The organism is Leucobacter chromiireducens subsp. solipictus (assembly GCF_016758195.1).
In the GTDB taxonomy this organism is placed as follows: Bacteria; Actinomycetota; Actinomycetes; order Actinomycetales; family Microbacteriaceae; genus Leucobacter; species Leucobacter solipictus.
The window spans coordinates 18486-37674 of sequence record NZ_QYAC01000005.1 but is presented as its reverse complement, the minus strand read 5'-3'; the positions used below and the strand labels follow the sequence as shown (position 1 = coordinate 37674).

15 protein-coding genes are annotated in these 19189 nt (G+C 70.2%); 4 read left to right on the top strand and 11 right to left on the bottom strand.

Translation table 11 applies throughout. The annotated features are described in order from the left end of the window. Window positions 1-40 precede the first annotated feature (40 nt). Together D3230_RS09990 and D3230_RS09985 are read left to right on the top strand one after the other, a co-directional pair. Entirely contained in the window at window positions 41-2425 is a 2385-nt protein-coding gene (locus tag D3230_RS09990) for a glycosyltransferase family 2 protein (RefSeq protein ID WP_202344904.1), read from the top strand. A gap of 176 nt (window positions 2426-2601) precedes the next feature. Continuing rightward, window positions 2602-3711 carry a baeRF11 domain-containing protein gene (locus D3230_RS09985; protein ID WP_202344903.1) on the top strand — a complete coding sequence of 370 codons (1110 nt, stop codon included), beginning with the start codon at window positions 2602-2604 and terminating at the stop codon, window positions 3709-3711. 73 nt (window positions 3712-3784) lie between these two features. Here D3230_RS09985 and rplL read toward each other — a convergent pair whose 3' ends face one another. From rplL to D3230_RS09965, 4 genes are all read right to left on the bottom strand, one after another. Continuing rightward, a complete protein-coding gene (rplL, locus tag D3230_RS09980) occupies window positions 3785-4165 on the bottom strand; it encodes a 50S ribosomal protein L7/L12 (protein ID WP_046454235.1) in 381 nt (126 codons plus the stop codon). An 81-nt stretch (window positions 4166-4246) separates the two neighbouring features. Beyond that, window positions 4247-4756, bottom strand: a complete 510-nt coding sequence (rplJ, locus tag D3230_RS09975; RefSeq protein ID WP_202344902.1) for a 50S ribosomal protein L10 — start codon at window positions 4754-4756, stop codon at window positions 4247-4249. 216 nt (window positions 4757-4972) lie between these two features. Then, entirely contained in the window at window positions 4973-7408 is a 2436-nt protein-coding gene (locus tag D3230_RS09970; protein ID WP_202344901.1) for an HAD-IC family P-type ATPase, read from the bottom strand. Window positions 7409-7549: 141 nt separating this feature from the next. Further along, window positions 7550-8278 carry a response regulator transcription factor gene (locus D3230_RS09965; RefSeq protein WP_202344900.1) on the bottom strand — a complete coding sequence of 243 codons (729 nt, stop codon included), beginning with the start codon at window positions 8276-8278 and terminating at the stop codon, window positions 7550-7552. 240 nt (window positions 8279-8518) lie between these two features. On the opposite strand from D3230_RS09965, the gene D3230_RS09960 reads away from it, so the two are divergent. Next, window positions 8519-9106, top strand: coding sequence for a YqaJ viral recombinase family protein (locus tag D3230_RS09960; protein WP_202344899.1), 588 nt, complete (start codon window positions 8519-8521; stop codon window positions 9104-9106). 25 nt (window positions 9107-9131) lie between these two features. On the opposite strand, the gene D3230_RS09955 is transcribed toward D3230_RS09960, so the two are convergent. From D3230_RS09955 to D3230_RS09925, 7 genes are all read right to left on the bottom strand, one after another. Next, window positions 9132-9743, bottom strand: coding sequence for a PH domain-containing protein (locus tag D3230_RS09955; protein WP_237467338.1), 612 nt, complete (start codon window positions 9741-9743; stop codon window positions 9132-9134). A 4-nt stretch (window positions 9744-9747) separates the two neighbouring features. Beyond that, on the bottom strand, window positions 9748-11301 hold the full coding sequence (locus D3230_RS09950; RefSeq protein WP_202344898.1) for an SPFH domain-containing protein: 1554 nt from the start codon (window positions 11299-11301) through the stop codon (window positions 9748-9750). 27 nt (window positions 11302-11328) lie between these two features. Then, complete coding sequence (locus D3230_RS09945) at window positions 11329-11895, bottom strand: NfeD family protein (RefSeq protein ID WP_202344897.1); 567 nt, start codon at window positions 11893-11895, stop codon at window positions 11329-11331. A gap of 76 nt (window positions 11896-11971) precedes the next feature. After that, window positions 11972-14611: an ABC transporter ATP-binding protein/permease gene (locus D3230_RS09940; RefSeq protein ID WP_202344896.1), complete on the bottom strand. Its 2640-nt coding sequence runs from the start codon at window positions 14609-14611 to the stop codon at window positions 11972-11974. Further along, complete coding sequence (locus D3230_RS09935; protein ID WP_337249149.1) at window positions 14608-15669, bottom strand: ABC transporter permease; 1062 nt, start codon at window positions 15667-15669, stop codon at window positions 14608-14610. Before D3230_RS09935 ends, D3230_RS09940 begins: the two co-directional genes overlap by 4 nt. Continuing rightward, complete coding sequence (locus D3230_RS09930) at window positions 15663-17261, bottom strand: ABC transporter substrate-binding protein (protein ID WP_202344895.1); 1599 nt, start codon at window positions 17259-17261, stop codon at window positions 15663-15665. The genes D3230_RS09935 and D3230_RS09930 overlap by 7 nt, the downstream gene beginning before the upstream one ends. After that, on the bottom strand, window positions 17258-18571 hold the full coding sequence (locus D3230_RS09925) for an amidohydrolase family protein (protein WP_202344894.1): 1314 nt from the start codon (window positions 18569-18571) through the stop codon (window positions 17258-17260). The genes D3230_RS09930 and D3230_RS09925 overlap by 4 nt, the downstream gene beginning before the upstream one ends. 123 nt (window positions 18572-18694) lie before the next feature. On the opposite strand from D3230_RS09925, the gene D3230_RS09920 reads away from it, so the two are divergent. Beyond that, window positions 18695-19057 (top strand): DUF2568 domain-containing protein, encoded by a 363-nt coding sequence (locus D3230_RS09920; protein ID WP_202344893.1) that lies wholly within the window; start codon window positions 18695-18697, stop codon window positions 19055-19057. The last annotated feature ends 132 nt before the right edge of the window (window positions 19058-19189 follow it).

The window sequence follows — 19189 nt, the reverse complement described above, 5'->3', positions numbered from 1 at the left end:
CCCACAGGGAGCGCGCCACCACTGGGGATGGAGGAGACGCGTGCCAGAAAACGATCCTCAGCGCGCCCGCCGCAGGCAGTGGGGAGCTGAACACCGCGCTGAGCCGCTCGCGATCGTCCCCTCGCGTCCGTCGCCCGCCGCGATCGTGTGGGCCCGACTCGCGATCGTCATTACGGTGGTGTCCTGGTTCCTGTACATGCTCACCACCATCATCCGCATGGTGATCGAGGGACCCAAGGAATCGTTCGTGTTCCACCTGCAGACCTGGGTGTATGGGCTCACGGTCACCGCGCTCACGTTCTCGGCGATCATGTATCTCACCGCCCGCTACGGAGCGCTGGTCCGCTTCCGCGAGCACCGCCGCGTCGAACGCGCGCTCCTCGACGAACACTTCGCGCGCTCCGACGACCGCGTCACGGTGCTGATCCCGAGCTACGACGAGGAACCCGACGTGGTGCGGTACACCCTGTGGTCGGCCGCGCTGCAGGAGTTCCCCGACATTCGCATCGTGCTGCTCATCGACGATAAGGCCGCGGGGCTCACGGGCGAGCCGCTCGCCCGGCTGGAGCGCACACGCGGCCTGCTCGGTGAGATCTCGGCGGAGCTTGAGGCACCGCGTGCGGCCGCCCAGGCCGCGCTCGACGCGTTCCGTGCGGACGCGCCCGCGGTTCCGGGCCCGCTCGACGCGAAGCGCGCGGCCGATGCCTACGCCACGGCGGCCGGCTGGCTCGACCGCTTCGCGGGGACCGAGCAGATCGACGAGCACATGGGCGAGTTCTTCGCGGAGTACGTGCTGCTCGGCCTGTCGAACGATCTCCGTCTCACCCGCCTCGCGCTCGACGCGGCCCACGACCAGGGCGCTGCGCCCGACTGGGAACGGCTCCGCCAGCTGCACCAGCGCCTCGTATGGATCTTCAGCGCCGAACTCGGCTCCTTCGAGCGCAAGCAGTACGCCTCGCTCTCGCAGGAGCCGAACAAGGCGATGAACCTGAACTCGTACATCTCGCTGATGGGCGGGAACTACCGGATCGCGCGCGAGACGGGCGAGCAGATCCTCGAGGAGCTCGGCGTCGATGAGGATCCCGCCACCGCCGACCTCGTGATCCCCGATTCGCGCTACCTGTTGACGCTCGACGCCGACTCGCAGCTGCTGCGCGAGTACTGCCTGCGGCTCGTCTACCTGCTCGAGCAGCCCGAGAACGAGCGGGTCGCCGTGACGCAGACGCCGTACTCGTCCTTCCGCGGTGCCAGCACGCGCATCGAGCGCATCGCCGGTGCGACGACCGATCTGCAGCACATCCAGCACCAGGGCCTCACCTACTTCGGCGCGACGTTCTGGGTCGGCGCGAACGCCGTGATCCGCACGGCCGCGCTCGACGACATCGCGGTGACGCAGACGGTCGGCGGGTTCGAGATCACCACCTACGTGCAGGATCGCACCGTGATCGAGGACACCGAGTCAAGCATCGACCTCGGGCTCCACGGCTGGACGCTCGAGAACTACCCCGAGCGGTTGAGCTACAGCGCGACGCCGCCCGACTTCGGTTCGCTCGTGGTGCAGCGTCGCCGCTGGGCGAACGGCGGCCTGCTCATCATGCCGAAGTTCTTCGAGATGATCCGGGCGCGCAAACACTCCCCTGACCGGGTCCGCCTCACCGAGAAGATGCTGCGCAGCAACTACATGTCCTCGCTCGCGTGGGCGAGCTTTGGGCTCCTGTTCCTGCTGTTCTTCCCGTTCGACTCCCGGCTGCTCAGCCCCCTCGTGATCGCGGCCGCGCTGCCGTACTTCATCTCGATGGGGCTCGACCTGCGCGCGAGCGGGCACCGCTTCGGCGATATCTTCCGGATCTACGGCTTCAATCTCATCCTGCTCCCGGTGAACCTCGCGGGCGTACTGAAGTCGATCCAGCAGGGGGCCACGGGCGCGAAGATTCCGTTCGCGCGCACCCCCAAGGTGGTCGGCCGAACGGCGGCACCCGGCATCTACGTCACGCTCCCCTTCATCATCGTCGGGTTCTCCGTGCTCACGGCGGTGCGCGACTTCACCGTGGGGAACTGGGGCAACGCCGCGTTCGCCTCGTTCAACGCGATCATGGCGGCGTGGGCGATCGTGGCCTACATCGGCATCCGTGCGTCGATCGCTGATGCGACGCTCGGTCTCATTGGCTGGCTCTACGTGCCGATCAAGCCCAAGCGCGTGAAGCAGGCGTCGCTCGTCGACCCCAGCGCGACCATCAACTGGCAGGCGATCCTCTACCACGGCGACCGCCGTCTGCGCCGCGACCTCGCGCGCACGAGTGACCGCCGCCGGCGCCTGAGCGGCGTGCGGGCGGACGTGCGAGACGACACCGCCCCGGCCGAGGTGCCGCGGGTCAGCGGTCGCGCGCGGCGACGTGCTGCGCGGCATTCCAGCACTTCGCGCTAGGGGTCCACCCGGGACGCGCACGCAGTCTTTTCTGCGGTCACTGTTCACTTTCTCGGTTCCGTGGGGCAAGGTGGGGATCACGGCCCCGCTGCGGAGCACCACTCCACGTCGGGGAGAAGATGCGGTGGGGGTACGGTCCAGCGTTCCCCTCCGCGACACGCGAAGGGGAAGCAATAGTGCACACTGATATCCCGCAGCTCTCGGAGATCGAGCAGCTCGCTCAGGTCAACCGGCCCAATCTCGTGACCATCGTGCTGCGCACGACACCGGTCACCACGGAGGCGGAGGCGAACCGCATTACCTTCGGCACACTCATCGGGGAGGCCGTCGCTCGCCTCGCCGCGGTGGGTGGCGATGCCGCTGAGCGGGATCGCACCGAAGCCGGATTGCGCGCCCTGCACGAAGATCAACACCTGTGGCGCTACCTCTCGCACACGCTCGTGGTGTTCGCGAGCCCCGACCGCACGGTGAGCTACCGGCTACCCAACGAGCTCGAAACCGAGTGGTTCGCGGGAGAGAACTTCCGCATCGTGCCCCTCCTACGCACGCTCACCTTCCCCCATGAGGCGTCGGTGCTCGCGCTCAGCCAGAACGCGGTGCGTCTCATTGAGATCGGGCCGTCCGGCCCCGGCACCGAGGTTGAGGTGCCCGAGTTGCCGAGCGACCTGCTCGATGCGTTCAACGTCGAAGACCCCGGGGTCGACTCGCATCGCCGCCGTCTGCACGGGCCAGAGGGGCACACCATGCGGCTCCTCGGCTACGCTCGCGCCGTGGACCGCGCGGTTGCTCCGCAGCTGCGCGGCACTCAGCGCCCGCTGATCCTCGCGGCAACGCAGCCCCTCAACGGCATGTTCCGCTCGGTCACGTCGGCCTCGCGACTGCTGGCGTCATCCATCGACGGGAACCCCGACGAGCGCAGTGCGGCCGAGCTCGACGAGGCCGCCCGCGCGCTGCTTGACGAGCACTACGCTGCGGAGCTGGTGCAGCTGCGCGATCGCTTCGAGACTCGCCGGGCGGCCGGCCGTGCGGTGACCGACCTCACGGACATCGCCCGCTCGGCGATCGCGGGGGCGATCAGCACCCTGTACGTGGATGTGGACGCGCGCCCCGAGGGCACCCTCGACGTCGCGACCGGCAGCGTTGCCGCGGAGTCGGCTCCCGGCCGCAGCCTCATCGATGAGATCGCGGGGCAGGTCCTCCAACACGGCGGCCGCGTGCTGGTGCTGCGCGGCGGAGACGTCCCAGGCGGGGGCGCGCACGGCGCGGAGACCCGCTTCGCGGTCTAGCCCGCACGAGAAACACAAAAAAAGGGGGCCCGCTCAAAAGAGCGGGCCCCCAGTTTCGCAAGTGCGAAAAGACTTAGACGAGCTTGACGCCCGCGCCTGCCTCTTCGAGCTTTGCCTTTGCCTCTTCGGCAGCATCCTTCTTCGCGCCCTCGAGCACGTTCTTGGGTGCTTCCTCAACGAGAGCCTTCGCCTCGCCGAGGCCCAGGCCGGTGAGCTCGCGCACAACCTTGATGACCTGGATCTTCTTGTCGCCAGCCGACTCGAGGACGACGTCGAACTCGTCCTTCTCCTCGACAGCCTCAGCAGCGCCGGCAGCCGGAGCAGCAGCAACGGCAACCGGAGCAGCAGCCGACACGTCGAAGGTCTCCTCGAAGGCCTTCACGAAGTCGGAGAGCTCGATGAGGGTGAGGCCCTTGAACTGCTCGAGCAGCTCTTCAGTCGAAAGCTTAGCCATGATGTATCTCCTTGATGTTTGCCTCAGGCGCTCGCGCGCCTCAGGCGGGGTGTGTGTACGTGAACCGGCGTGAGCCGATCCTTACGCGTCCTGCTTCTCCTGCAGCGCGCCGAAGCCGCGTGCGGCCTTGGCGGGCAGGGCAGCGAACAGCTGAGCTGCACCGACGAGCGAGGCCTGCATGGCACCTGCGGCCTTGGCCAGCAGCACCTCACGGCTCTCGAGATCGGCGAGCTTGCCTACCTCAGCGGCGGTAAGCGGCTTGCCATCGAAGTAGCCCGCCTTCACCACCAAAAGAGGGTGTGCCTTGGCGAAGTCACGCAGTGCCTTGGCGACCGCGACGGTGTCACCGTGAACGAAGGCGAGCGCGGAGGGACCCGCGAGCTCGGCATCGAATGCGGTGATTCCGGCGTTGTTGGCCGCAATCTTGGTGAGCGTGTTCTTCGCCACAGCGTATGTCGCGTGCTCGCGGATGCTGTTGCGGAGTTCCTGCAGCTGAGCAACCGTGAGACCGCGGTACTCAGTCAGCAGAACGGCGCTCGACTCTTCAAACTTCCGCTGAAGATCGGCGACCGTAGCGTCCTTCGTTGCCATGGCGCTCCCTAGCTTGTTGTACCCACGCGGCGGATGCCACCTGGGGGCCGTGCCGCAAGAGCTTCATCCAATGAAAAAAGCTCCGGCGCGCACGCACGGAGCTTCGAGAATTGGGATTGGATCCGCCACTCAAGGAGTTCAGTACCTGCGCTGGTCTCTGCTCTCGCAGACGTTCCGGGATCCTCGCGGATCCTACCGGCGGTCTTTGGCCAGGGACTACTGTAGCACACCTTCCGCGCGCTGCGTCGCACGCACGTGCCACGCACGCAACGCCTCCACGAGCACGACGCCCACGCCGACGACCCCGAGGACCAGCAGGCCCAACTCGTTCGGGAGCCAGGTGACCTGGAAAAACTCGCGCACGAAGGGCACCGCCCACACCAACGCGAGGCCCGCATACATCGCGAGCACGATGAGGACGCGGAGCGGGTGGATCGGCCGCGCGAGCACCGCGAGCACCCACAGCGCGATGCCGGCGAGGGTCAACGTCGACGCCGACTGCAGTTCCATCTCGGTGTACTCCCCCAACCGCGACGCGCCGAGATGGACGGCCACAATTGCGAGGGTCACCACCAGCCCTGCGGGGATCGCGAACGCGAGCGAACGCTTCAAGAAACCGGAGCGATAGCGTGCGGCGTTCGGCATCAGCGCGAGGAAGAACGCCGGGATCCCGATCGTGAGCCCGTCGGTGATCGACAGCTGGCGCGGCAGGAACGGGAAGCTCCAGGCGATCAGGCCGAACACGACCGCAATGGCGAACGCATACGTGGTCTTCGTGAGGAACAGCATCGAGACGCGCTCAATGTTCGCGATCACGCGACGCCCCTCGGCGACCACTCCCGGCATCCGGTCGAAGCGTCCATCGAGCAGCACGAGCCGCGCCACGGCCTTCGTGGCCTGAGCTGCGGTGTCCATCGCGATACCGAGATCGGCTTCCTTGATCGCGAGCGCGTCGTTCACGCCGTCGCCGGTCATGCCCACGACGTGCCCGTTCCGCTGCAGGGCCCGCACCATATCGAGTTTCTGACGCGGGGTGACCCGCCCAAATACGCGCTCCCGCTCCATGACCTCGGCGAGGGCGTCAAGATCCTCGGGGAGCGTGCGTGCGTCGCGCGCCGTCGCGCCCTCGAGCCCGACCTTGCGGGCGACCGCGGCGACCGTGCGCGGGTCGTCGCCCGAGATCACGCGGACATCGACTCCCTGTTCAGCAAAGTAGCGCAGTGTCTGTGCCGCGTCCTCGCGCACCTCCTCGTGGAAGGTCAGGAGCGCGACGGGGAGCAGTTCCTCGGGCAGCGCGGGCTGCTCGCCCGCCGGCGGGCGCTCCGGGCTGTGCGCGAGCACCAGGGTGCGCGATCCCGCGTCGGCGAGCCGACCGGCCTCGGCGAGCGCGTCGGCGACGCGGGGATCCGCGCTCGCGTCGAGCACGAACTCCGGGGCGCCGAGCACCCAGGTGCCCGCGGCGGGCGCGGCCTGATCTGCCGGATCTGCCGTGCCCGAAACCACGAGGGCACTCCACTTGCGCGCGGAGTCGAACGGGATCACCTCGGGCTCTTTCGGGGCGACCGCGTCACCAAACGGGGCGCTCAGGCAACGCGCGGTGCCGTTCGCGTCCGGGGCCGCCCCCATGCACCCCAGCACGCCCTCCCAGCCGGGAACCGGCCGAAGCAGAATTTCGCGATCGAACGCCATGTCCCCGGTCGTGAGGGTGCCGGTCTTATCGAGGCACAGGGCGTCGACGCGGGCGAGTCCCTCCACCGCGGGAAGCTCCTGGATCAGGACCTGCCGCTGCGCGAGCGTGACGCCGCTCACGGCGAAGGCGATGCTCGTCACGAGCACGAGCCCGAGTGGCACCATCGCGATCACCGCGGCGACCGCGCCGACGACGGCTTCACGCCAGTGGCCGCTCGCGATCGCGGCTTCCCAGCCGCCCTGGGCCTGCATCTGCCCGTTCGCGACGATCAGGATCATGGGGCCGAGCGCCCAGGTGACCCACTTCAGGAGCCGATCGATGCTGCCACGCAGCTCCGACCGCACCAGGGAAAACTGCCGCGCCTCCGCCGTCAGCTTCGCGGCGTAGGAGTCGGCACCGACGCGGATGACCTCCGCGGTGCCGCTGCCGCCGACCACGCTCGACCCCGAGAGGACCTCATCCTCGGGGCGCTTGCGGATCGCGTCGGACTCTCCAGTCAGCAGCGATTCGTCGAGCTCCAGGCCGCTCGGCCCGAGATGATCACTCTCGACGACGCGGGCGTCCGCCGTGACCTGATCCCCCGTCTGCAGCACCAGGAGGTCGCCGAGCACCACACGATCCAGCGGGATCTCCACCGCGACCCCGTCGCGGAGCACGCGCGCGGTGGGGGCGTTGAGGACGGCCAGCCGATCGAGCGTCCGCTTGGCGTTGAACTCCTGTACGACACCGATCACGGTATTGAAGAGGGCGGGCAGGCCGAACAGTGCGTCCTGCCACCGGCCCAGCGCGAGGAGCACCCCGAAGCCGGCAAAGACGATGCCGTTGAACAACGTGAACACGTTGGCCGCGAGGATCTCCCAGAGGGAGCGGCTCGAGCCGTTGGGTGCCACGTTTCCCTGGCCGTCGGCGAAGCGCCGTTCGGCTTCGGCGGTGGTCAGGCCCCGGTTCCCCGTCAACATCATGGGTCACAGCTTAGGAGACGAGGTGCAGGGAAAACGCAGATTCTGCACCATTCGGCGGCAAATCGGGACATCCCATCGGAAAAATACGGATCCCCCGAAGAGCACTCAGTGAGCTCCCCGGGGGATCCGTGTGAAATCCGGTCAGTCCTGCGCGGCCGCCTTCAGCATGTAGCCCGCGCCGCGAACGGTGTGGAGCATCGCCGGCCGTCCGGCGTCGATCTTCTTCCGCAGGTAGGAAATGTAGAGCTCGACGACCGTGGACTTGCCGGAGAAGTCGTAGGCCCACACGCGGTCGAGAATCTGCGCCTTCGAGAGCACGCGGTTCGGGTTGCGCATGAGGTAGCGCAGCAGCTCGAACTCGGTGTTCGTGACCGTGATCGGGTCGCCGCCACGCTCCACCTCGTAGCTGTCCTCGTTCAGCGTCAGGTCGCCGATGCGCAGCACCGGATCGGCCTGCTGAGCCAGGGTGATCTGCGAGCGCCGGACCAGCCCGCGCAGGCGGGCGATCAGCTCTTCCAGGCTGAACGGCTTCACGACGTAGTCGTCGCCACCCGCGGTCAGGCCGTTGACGCGGTCCTCGACGGAATCGAGTGCGGTGAGGAACAGCACGGGGAACATCTCGCCGGCGGCGCGGATGCGCGAGAGCAGCTGCATCCCGTCGAAGTCGGGCAGCATGATGTCGAGGACGGCAACGTCCGGGCGGAAGCTCGCGATCTTCTCGGTGGCTTCCTGACCGGTCTCCGCGGTCTCCACTTCCCAGCCTTCATAGCGCAGAGCCATAGCGATCAGTTGCGTGATCGACGCTTCGTCATCGACAACGAGTGCCCTGATCTTCCCTCCGTCTGCTCGGGTGAGGTGTTGTGAATCCATAAATCTCGGTTTCTTCTCTCTGGGGGATATGCGTAGGGAATCACGAATGCGACGCGTATGGGGGGAACGTCCACTCGGTTGGCGGGCTCTCTGCTTCGTAGACGACGACTACCGGCAGGAGCTTCGTCTGAAATCCTACCGGCCTTTACTGACCCCCGGCCCAGCATCACCTGGGGCGATCCTGTGCGTAGTCTCGTCGACGTCTCCGACACACCCGCGGGGTCGTGGGAGACTATACGGGTGTCCGATCCCATTCCGCATCATCTCGCCCGCGTGGTCACCGATGGGACCGATCGCTTCGCCTGGCTCAGGGCGCGTGCCCAGGGGATCACCGCCACCGACGTTGCCAAGCTCTCGACACCGCGGTCGCTCGAAACCGCGGCGCACGAGAAGCTCCACGGGAGCCGTTTCACGGGAAACGCGTACACGGAGCACGGCAAGGCACGCGAACCCGAGATCGCCTCGTGGGTATTGCGCGAGTACGACATCGCCCCGAGTCAGGCGCTGTTCCATGCGGCAGCCGACATGCGCCACCTTGCGACGCCCGATGGGCTGACGCAGCGCGAATCGGGCACGCTCGAACTCGCCGAGATCAAGACCACCAACAAGGAATGGCGCACGATCCCGCGCCAGTACCTGCGCCAGATCTGGTGGCAGCAGTACGTGCTGGGTGCCGAGCGCACCCTGATGGTTTGGGAGCGGCACGAGAACTTCGTCCCGGTCGGGGATCCGGAGTGCCGCTGGATCGACCGCGACGAGAACGAGATCGCTCGGCTCGTGGGGCTCGCGGGCAATCTCATCGACATCCTCATCGCCCGCACGAGCTAGCACGCGGTTCCGGCGCCGCCCGGCGCTACGGGCGTGTGGGGGCGAACGGCTGCGCCGCCGTGCCGCCCAGGTGGGCCGGGAGCGCGGCCGCGCTCGCGCGCTGCAGGCGACTCTCGACCGCGAAACTGCGCTCCATGAGCTCCTGCAACACCTCTGCGGTGTCGCTCACCCCCGGCACATCGCGGAGCACCAGACGTTCGGCACCGTGCAGCAGGTCGATGCTCCCGGTGCCCCACAGGCGCTGCCCGAGGCTCCGGCGCTGGCGCACCTCACGCACGCGAGCCAGGGCGAGCTCGGAGCGATGCCGCACGAACAATCCGCTCCGCACGATCACGCGTCGCGTCGTCACGGTGGTGCGCCCCGCCATCCAGGACAGGATCGGGACGATGCCCAGGAGCGCCCCCGCGGCAGCGGCACCCGCCGCGGCGGCGAGATTCATCCAGCTCTCGGGGAACCGCCCCACCCAGTACCCCGCCACCGCCGCGACCACGAGCAGCACCAGCGCGGGCAGCACGAGCCGGCGGCCGTGGCGACGGAATCGCACCACGACCACCTCGGGCTGCGCATAGCTCGCGGGGGCCGGTCCGAGCACGGAATCGACCTCCGCGGTCATCGAGCGGACTGAGCGGGGGGCCATACCCCTATTCTGCCCGGTCCGCCTGGGTTTCCGGTGCCTCAGTCGCGTCCGAGGCGGCCGGCGCTTCACCGCCCGCACGCGGGGCGGCATCGGTGGCGGCGTGCGCGGGATCATCGGCGCGCGCGGAGACGATCACCTCGGCCGGGTGCGTCGTGCTCGCGGCACGTCCCGCCGCGGCACCCGCGGCACCGCCGGTGACGACGCCGTTCAGCATGCCCACGAGGTCGATGCCCACGGTCTCCCGCGCCATCTCGAGCAGCCCCTTGATGTTGCCCATCGCGTCGCCGGCAACCTTCGACGTGCCGTCGGCGGAGACCACCGTCATGTTGTCGATCGAGCCGATCGCCTGCGCGTACTCGCCCGCGATCTGCGGCAAGAGGTGGATCAGTTCCTGCGCCAGCACGGCCTGCGACTGCGTCTCCAGCGCGCGGGCACGGGCGTCGATCGCGGCGGCCTCGGCCGTGCCCTTGGCTTCCAGGGCCGCGGCCTCGGCCCGGCCCTCCGCCTCCAGCGCCTCGGACGCGGCGATACGGGCCGAGCGGCTCGCGAGCCCCTCGCGCTCCACCGACTGCGCGCGGCCCTCGGCGGCAGACACTGCGGCGGCGGCCTCGGCCTTTGCGAGCGCCTCGACGCGGTAGGCCTCGGCCTCGGCCACGGCCCGGACGTCGGCGTTCAGCTTCTCGGTGCGGAGCGCGACCTCGCGCTGCGCCGTGATCTGCTGCTGCTCCACGATCGCCTGCTGCTGGATCGCCTGCTCGAGCGGCTCGGCGGCGCTCGCCTGCGCGGTCGCCTTATCCGTCTCCACCTGGATCTCGGCCTGGCGCAGCTTCAGCTCGCGGTTGCGGTCGAGCAGTACGCGCTCGGCGGCGATCTTTGCCTCCTGCGAGGCCTGGTACGCGTTCGTCTCGGCGATGTCGGCGGCCTGGCGCACCTTCGCGGACTCCGGGCGCCCGATGTTCGTGATGTACTCGACGCCGTCGCGGATCTCCTGGATCTGCAGCGTATCGACCACGAGGCCCTGCTTGGTCAGCGCCTCTTCGGCGGCCTCGAGCACGCTCTGCGCCACGACGGCGCGGTCGCGGATGATCTGCAGCACGGTCAGCCCGCCGATGATGGAGCGGAGCGAACCGGAGAGCACCTCCTGCGTCGATTCGTCGATCTCATCGGAGTTCGAGAGGAAGCGCTGCGCGGCGGCGCGGATCATTTCCTGGGTGCCGCCGACCTTGACGACCGCGACGGCCTGCGCCTGGATCGTGATGCCGTCGGTGGTCTGCGCCTCGGTGGTGATGGAGAGGCGGCGCGAGCGCAGCGAGATCGTGAACGACTTCTGGACGAACGGGACCACGAAGACGCCGCCGCCGGTCACGACCTTCTGACCGGAGAGATCCCGGGAGCGCTGGCCCGTCGCGTCGACGACTTCTTTCCCCTTGCCCCCGGTCACGATGATTGCCTCATCGGGTTTCGCGATGCGATAGCGCTTGATGATGACGAGCGCGATCAGCACCAGCGCGATGACCGCGCCAAAGATGCCTATGATGGCCGGGCTTGCAAGGAACATCCGGTCTCCGTTCGGTGGTGGGGGGGGTTACGTCGTGGGTGCGGTGGGCGACGTCTCGGGGACGGGCTCGACGCGCACCGAGGTCGAGGTGACAATTTGCACGATGCGCACGGCGGTGCCGCGCGGGATCGGGGCGTCCGCCGAGGCCGACAGCGACACCCGCTCGCCGTGGCGGGTCAGGGCGACCTCGCCGAGGCCGGTCGCGGGGATCGCGAGCACAACGGACCCGATCGAGCCGACGAGGTCGTCGCCGCTGAGCGCCGTCGTGGATTCGGCACCCCGGATCAGGCGGGTGAGCCACCACGCGGCAAGACCCCCGACGAGCCCGGCGAGTGCCCCGACCACCGCGGCCACCGGGGTCGCCATCCCGGCCCCCACGCTCGCGAAGGCCGTGAAGCCGAAGATCGCGGTGAAGGCGGAGATGGTCGTGAGGCTCAGCGGGCCGTCACCGAAGTCGAAGGCGTCGAAAATCCCGTCGAGCACCAGGGAGAGCAGGAGGAGCACCGCTCCGATGATCCCGATCAACAGGAACACCCCGCCCGCGAGCAGCGAGCCGTCGATCAGGCGATCCAACCAGTTCATGATGCCGTCCACGGGTGTCTCCTTTCATGGTGCTGTGCTTCGAGCGTAGCAATCCTCGGGCGCAGCGGCGCAGCGGATTCCGCCCCGATCACTCCAGGCGCGGCACGGCGGCAAGGAGCTCGCGTCCGTACGCGGACCGGGGAGCCCGGAAAAACTCTCGCCCGGCGGTCTCGACGATCCGTCCCCCGCGCATCACCAGCACCCGGTCGCAGAGCGCGTGAACCACGGCGAGATCGTGCGAGATGAGCACAATTCCGAGCCCCAGCTCGCGCTGTAGCTCGCCCAGGAGCTCGATGATGCTCGCCTGGACCGCAACGTCGAGGGCGCTCGTCGGTTCGTCCGCAACGAGCACCCGCGGCGACAGCGCGAGCGCGCGGGCCAGGGCCACGCGCTGCCGCTGGCCGCCGGACAGTTCGTGGGGGAACGCGGCGGCGAGCGCCGGATCGAGCCGCACCCGTTCCAGCAGCTCCCGCACCCGGGCGTGCACGGCCGGACGCGGGACAACGCGGTGCACCCGCAAGAGTTCACCCACCGTGTCCTGCACCGTGAGCCTGGGGTTCAGCGATGAGGTCGGGTCCTGCGGGACGAGCTGGATGTCTCGCAGCTCGGACCCGGTGCGCCGCGCTCCGAGCACGGTGTCGTCGAGCCGGATCTCACCACCCGCGAGACGGAGCTGTCCCACGATCGCGCGCGCGAGGGTGGTTTTCCCCGATCCGGACTCCCCGACGATCCCGAGCGCGGTGCCGGCGGGCAGCGCGAAGGTGGCCCCGGTGACGGCAACGGATCGGCCGTAGGCGACGCGGACGTCCCGGGCCTCGAGCAGCGCGGGACCGGCCTGCGCGGCCGGGCCCGCAACGAAACCGGCGGCGACCGCGGCGGCGGCTCCGGGGAGCGTGCTCGCGGCGGCTGAGCCCTCGGCAACTGAGCCCGCGGCTACTGAGCCCGCGGCGGCTGAGCCCGCGGCGGCGCGAACGGTGCCGGGTGCCGGTGCGCGCTCCGGCACCGCCTGCGGCGTCAGACGCGGCAACCGCGGCACGGCGTGCAGGAGCTCCCGCGTGTAGGGCTGCTCCGGCTCGCGCACGATCCGGCCGGTCGGTCCCGCCTCCACGACCGTGCCGCCGCGCATCACGATGACCCGGTCGCACAGCTCCGCGACCACGGCGAGATCGTGGCTCACGAACACCAGTGTCAGCCCGCGGCTGCGGCGCAGCTCGTCGAGCAGGCGGAGCACGCCGCGCTGCACGGTCACGTCGAGCGCGGTGGTCGGTTCGTCGCAGAGCAGCACGGCCGGGTCCCCCGCGAGGGCGAGCGCGATCACCACGCGCTGTCGCTGCCCGCCAGACAGCTGGTGGGGGTACGAGCGGGCGATCCGTCCGGGATCCGGCAGCTGCACTGCCGCGAGCAGATCGCGCACGCGGGCCGCGGTTGCCGCACGGTCGCGGCGGGCTCCCGCCGGGGCGCTTGCCTGCACTGCGGCCCGCAGCTGACTTCCCACCCGGGTCAACGGATCCAGCGCGGTGAGCGGATCCTGGAACACCATGCCGACGGGACCGCCCACGCGGAGCTCGTCGGCGGCGACGCGCACGCCGCGGGGCGGCAGGCCGAGCAGCGCGCGCAGGGTCAGGCTCTTGCCCGAGCCGGATTCCCCCACGATCCCGAGTGCCGCGCCGGGGGCCACCTCGAGGTCGAGGGCGGCGACGAGCGGGGCGGCGTCGGGCCGTCCCGCGGCCGTGATGCGCAAACCCCGCACGTGCACCGCGCCCGCGGAAATCTCGCCGAGCCCCCGTGCCGGGGGCACGGCCGCGGCCGCCTCAGCAGCCCGGGCCACCTGCACCGCCCCCGTCGCAGGACCGGCCCCCGTCGCCTGCACCGGCCGGCGGCTCCGAGTCCGAGCCCCGCGCCCGGCATCGAGCCGCAGCACGTCGCCGATCCCGTCGCCGAGCAGGGAGAACGCGATGCCCGTGAGCACCACCGCGAGGCCGGGGAAGGTCGGCAGCCACCAGTGCGTCGTCACGAACTGCTGCGAGTCCGCGATCATGGTGCCCCAGTCCGGGGTGGGCGGTTGGATCCCGAGCCCGAGATACCCGAGCGTGACGATCGCGACCATGATCAGGACGATCTCGGTCGCGAGCAGCACGATCGCCTGCGGCAGCACGTTCGGCAGCACGTGGCGCAGCAGCACCCGCGCGTGGGAGAGTCCGCCGCCGCGGGCGGCCTGCACCCACCCGGATTCGCGCAACGCCGCCGTCATGGCGCGCAGCACGCGGGCGTACCCCACCCACCCGACGAGCGCGAAGGTGAGGATGATCCCGCCCTCCCCCGCGCCCACCGCGAAGACGATGGCGATCACGAGCACGTAGAAGGGGAACGCGATCACCGTGTCGGTGACCCGGGACGCGATCCAATCGGTCGCGCCGCCGAAGTACCCGGAGACGAGCCCGACCGTGACGCCGATAACCCACGGGGCGAGGGCCGCGGTGACCGCGAGCCGGAGGTCGGTCTGGGCGGCGTACAGGATCCGCGAGAACACGTCGCGGCCGAGCTGGTCCGTGCCGAACCAGTGCTCGGCCGAGGGCGGCAGGAGGCCCCCCGTGAGGTTCTGCGCGGCGGGGTCCGCGGGCGCGATCACCGGCGCGAAGAACGCCGCGGCGAGGAGCGCGAGGGTGAGGATCGCGCCGGTCACGAACGCGGGAGATGCGGCCGCGCGCCGCCAGCTCGCCGCCCTCATCGTGCCGCCCCACCCGCGGGCAGCTGCGCCGAGGCGTCCGCGGCACCGGCGAGTGCGTCCGCCGCGTCCGCCGCGCGCAGCCGCGGATCCAGCACCGCCGACAGCACGCCAGCGAGCGTCGTCACCACGACCACCAGCACCGCGCAGTACAGCGCGATGCCCTGCACCACGGGGAAATCTCGCGTGCCGATCGACTGGAACAGCAACGTGCCGATCCCGTTGATCCCAAACACCTTCTCCACGACAAGCGTGCCGCCGATCAGGTAGGCGGTGTTGACGCTCAGCAGTGTCAGCGTGGGCAGCGCCGCCCCGCGCAGCACGTGCCGGAACACGATCCGGCGCTCCGGGACCCGGGCCGCCCGCAGGGTCGTCACGAAGTCTGCGTGCAGCACCTCGATGAGCTGCGCGCGCAGCGAGCGGATCAGCGGCGGGGCCATCCCGAGCGCCACGGCGAGGGCGGGCAGGAACAGGCTGCGCAGCGGCTCCCCGGGGCCGGTTCCGACGCCTCCGACCGGGAACCAGCGCAGCTGCACCCCGAACACGATGATGAGCAGCAGGCCGATCCAAAACAGCGGCATCCCCATGCCCACGGCGGGCAGGATCCGGATCACGTGATCCGCCCAGCCGTCCTGGCGCAGCGCGGCCGTCACCGCGAGCGGCACCGCGATGAGGATCGCCAGCACCACGGCGAGCACCACGATGCCGAGGCTCACGGGCGCTTTCGCGAGGATCAAGTCACGCGTGGAGACGCCGGTGACCAGGGAGTCTCCCGTGTCGAAGCGGGTAATGAGCCCCCCACAGAAGTCAGTGAACTGCTGCCACAGCGGCAGGTCGAGCCCCAGTTGCGCGCGGAGCGCGGCGATCGACTGTGGCGTCGCACGGTCACCGAGGATCATGGCCGCCGGATCTCCCGGCACCATCCGGAGGAGGAAGAACACGGCGACGACCACGCCGAGCATCACGGGGACCACCCGGGCGAGTACGCGGCCGAGCGCGCGCAGCGCCGTGCGCCACGTCGCCCGCGCATTCCCCGGCTGCTGTCCGTCCGTCCTCACCACGTCCTCACTGTAGTCGCGCCGCCGCCCGCAAGCCACACGTCCTGGAACAGGACGCTGCTGTTCGGGAGCACGGTGAAGCCGTGCACGTCGCTCGTCGTCGCCTTCAGGCTCGCCGGGAAGAACAGCGGGATGTACGGTGCCTCGTCAGCGAGGATCTGCTGGATCTCCGCGTAGATCTGGGTGCGCGCTTCGCCCTCGGGGGTGGTGCGCCCCTCGTGCATGAGCTTCGTCACCCGCTCATCGGTGAAGTGGGTCCAGTACGACTTGCTGAACCCTTCCGGGTCGGCTTGGAAGGTGATGAAGCCGTTCGGATCCGGCGCATCCGACTGTCCGCTGTTGAGCATGAAGTCGTAGTCGTAGGCGCGGAACCGCTCACGGAACACCGCAATGTCGAGCTGCTCGATCGTCACGTCGATCCCGATCTTGCCGAGCGATTCCTGCACGATCTGCGCGATCTGCGCGCGCTGCGCGTTGCCGCTCGGGATGAGCAGGGTGGTGGCGAAGCCATCCGGGTACGCGGAATCTGCGAGCTCCGCCTTCGCGGCGTCGAGATCGAAGTCGAGCGGGGTGACCGTGTCGTTGGCGGAGTCCGTGATCGTCGGCGGCAGCAGCGCGTTCGCGACCTCGGCGGTGCCGAAGGTCGTCGCCGCGGTGATGCCCTCGCGGTCGAGGGCGTGCGCGATCGCCCGCCGCACGTTGCGGTCCGCGAACTCTTCGCGCTGCGTGTTGAAGAACACCTGCTCGGTCGCCCAGCCGGGGGTCTGCGAAAGCTCGGTGTCGGCAGCGCTCGAGACCTCAGCGGCGTTCGCGGCGGGAACCGTGTCGATCGCGTCGATCTGCCCGGCCGCCAGCTGCTGCCGTAGCTGCGCATCGTCGGCAATAACCGTGTAGACGAGCCCGTCCAGGTACGGCTTGCCCTCCTGCCAGTAGTGTTCGTTTTTCACGAACTCCAGGTCACCGTTCGGATCGAAACTCTTGACGGCGAACGGCCCGGTCCCGACCGGCTGCTGGAAGAACTCGGCCTCCGCAGCGCCCCCGAAGTCCGCCGGGAAGATGCCGTTCGAGAAGCCTGCAAGCTCCGAGAGGAACGGGGTGTAGGGCTCGCTCAGCGTGATCGTGACCTCGCGGTCGCCGGTCGCCGCGATCTCCGTGATTGGCGCGGTGAGCGGCAGCGGCCCCCCGACCTCGAGATGCCGGTTCAGGGAGAACACCACGTCATCGGGGGCGACGTCGGTGCCGTCGGAGAACTTCAGGCCCTCGCGGAGCGTGAAGCGGTACTCGGTGCCCGCCTCGTTCGTCTCGAACTCGGCGAGCCAGGGCACGATCTTCCCGTCGGCGTCGAAACTCACGAGGGGTTCGAAAATCTTGTCGATGGCGAACGCGTTGTTCGCCGTGATCTGCTGGTTCAAGTCGAGATCATTGGCCGAGGCAACGCGGCCGAAGGTCAGCGTGCCGCCCGCCTCGGGGCTGGCCGTCTCGCTGCCCGCGCCGGGAGCGGTGCCGCCCGCGCAGGCGGACAGCAGCAGTGCGGCGGCGAGCGCGGTCGTTGCGGCGGCGAGGCGGCGGCGCCTCGCGGGGAATGCGATCTTCACTTCGGGTCCTCTCGGGGTGGGATGGGTGCGTGGGCGCGCTGGGGGTCCAGCGTCGCGGGATCGTGCAGCACGCCGCGCGCCAGCACGGCGACGACCGCTGCGGGGTCGGAGAGCGCGCCCGGCTCGCGCGGGTCGCGCCGGAGCAGCACGGCGTCCGCGACCGCGCCCGGGGCGAGGGTGCCGGGGAGACCCGGGGTGCCGGGAGTGCCGGAGGTGCCGGGGAGTCCCGGGGCACCTCGGACGCCCGACGTTTCCTGCGGGGTCTCGGCGACGCGGGCGAGCAGCTCGGCGCCGGACCGCGTCGCGGCGGTGAGCGCCTCGCTCGGGGTGAGCCCGGCCGCAACCAGGGCGTCGAACTCCAGCCGCGCGGTCCCGTGCTGCGCGGGCGTGCCGGAGTCGGTGCCCACGGCGATCGTGAGGCCCGCATCTCGTGCCCGGCGTACCGCGTTCGGGTGCGCCGCGATCGCCTCGTCGACTCGGGCGCGGAACGCCGCGGGGAGCGCGCCGTCCACGATCATGCGCTGCACGAGGGTGTAAATCCGCAGCGTCGGGACGAAGGTGAGCCCGGCCGCGGCGGCGCGGGCGGCCTGTGCGTCGGTCAGGAAGATGCCGTGTTCGAGGCTGGTCGCCCCGGCGTCGATCGCGAAGTCGATGGCCGCGCCGCCCCAGGCGTGCACCATGGTGCCCGCGCCCACGCGCTCCGCCCGCCGCACCGCGTCGCGTGTCTCGGCGGCAGTGAATACCGGGTCGAGGCCGGTCCCGGCCGGGGCCGCGACGCCCGCGGTGGCCACGAGCTTGATCCAGCGCGCCCCCGCGGCAAGCGCGTCCTCCACGGCGGCGTCGAGCCCTCCGGCGGCGTCCGCGGCGGCGCGATCCAGCATCCGCACCGCAAGCTGCACCCGGGGCCGCCGCCCGGCGGGCACGGCGGCGAGCGCCTCCGGGGTCAGCCCGCCCGCGTCGCGCAGTTGCGTGATGCCCGCGGCGAGGTTTCGGGCGAGGCCGTCCGCGGTTGCGCGCGCGGTCGCTTCGGGGCCGAGCGCGGCGCGGTCTGGCTCGGTGAAGGCGTGCCACGCGGCGTGCACGTGCGTGTCGACGAGGCCGGGAATCAGCCAGTACCCGGTTCCGTCGAGCTCGTCTGCCGCCGGGGCCGCCGGGAGCCCTGGGGCGGGCGACTCGGTGAAGCGGCCGTCGGCCCACCCGATCCGGCGCGGCTCGCTGAACCGGCCTGCGGCGTCGAGCGCGCGCACGCCGCGGATCCCGGACACCACAGGTCCCGGGAACGCCGCGCTCAGCCCGCTCGCTTGGTCCATGTTGTTACGGTATCCGCCGGGAGTTGAATGGACCACTTGCGGGCGGAGGGCCTGTACCACGGCAACCGCGCGGTCCTCCGGCACCGGTCCGGCGCACCGCGCGCAGCGGGTACCATGGAGGGTGTGACTAGCTCCACCTCTCAGCCCGCAGCCCCGAACGCCACACTTCAGCTGGTTCGGGGACTGTTCCAGCTCGCCGCGATCGTCATCATCACGGTCTGGGGCTTCCTCGCATGGCCACTCCCGTTCCCCGGGATCTTCACGGGGCTCGGCATGCTGGCGCTCGCCGTGCTCCTGTGGGCGCTGTTCCTCTCGCCCCGCCCGGTGCTGCGCGTGGACCGCTTCGCCGCGGCACTGTTCGAGCTGCTCCTGCTTGCCGCCGCCGTCGGCGCGCTGCTCGACTTCGGCCTGTTCTGGGTCTGGCCGGTGCTCTTCGGCGTCGCAGGTGCCGCCCTCGGCTACCTCGTCTCGCGCCGCCCGCGCTAACGGCCCCGCGCGTACTCGCGCCGCCCGCGCCAGCCCTCGCGTCACACGCGCCAGCCCTCGCGCCACCTCGGGTACGCCCCGGGTACGCCCCGGGTCCGCGCCGCCGCGGTTCCGCGTCGGGTATGGCCCGGG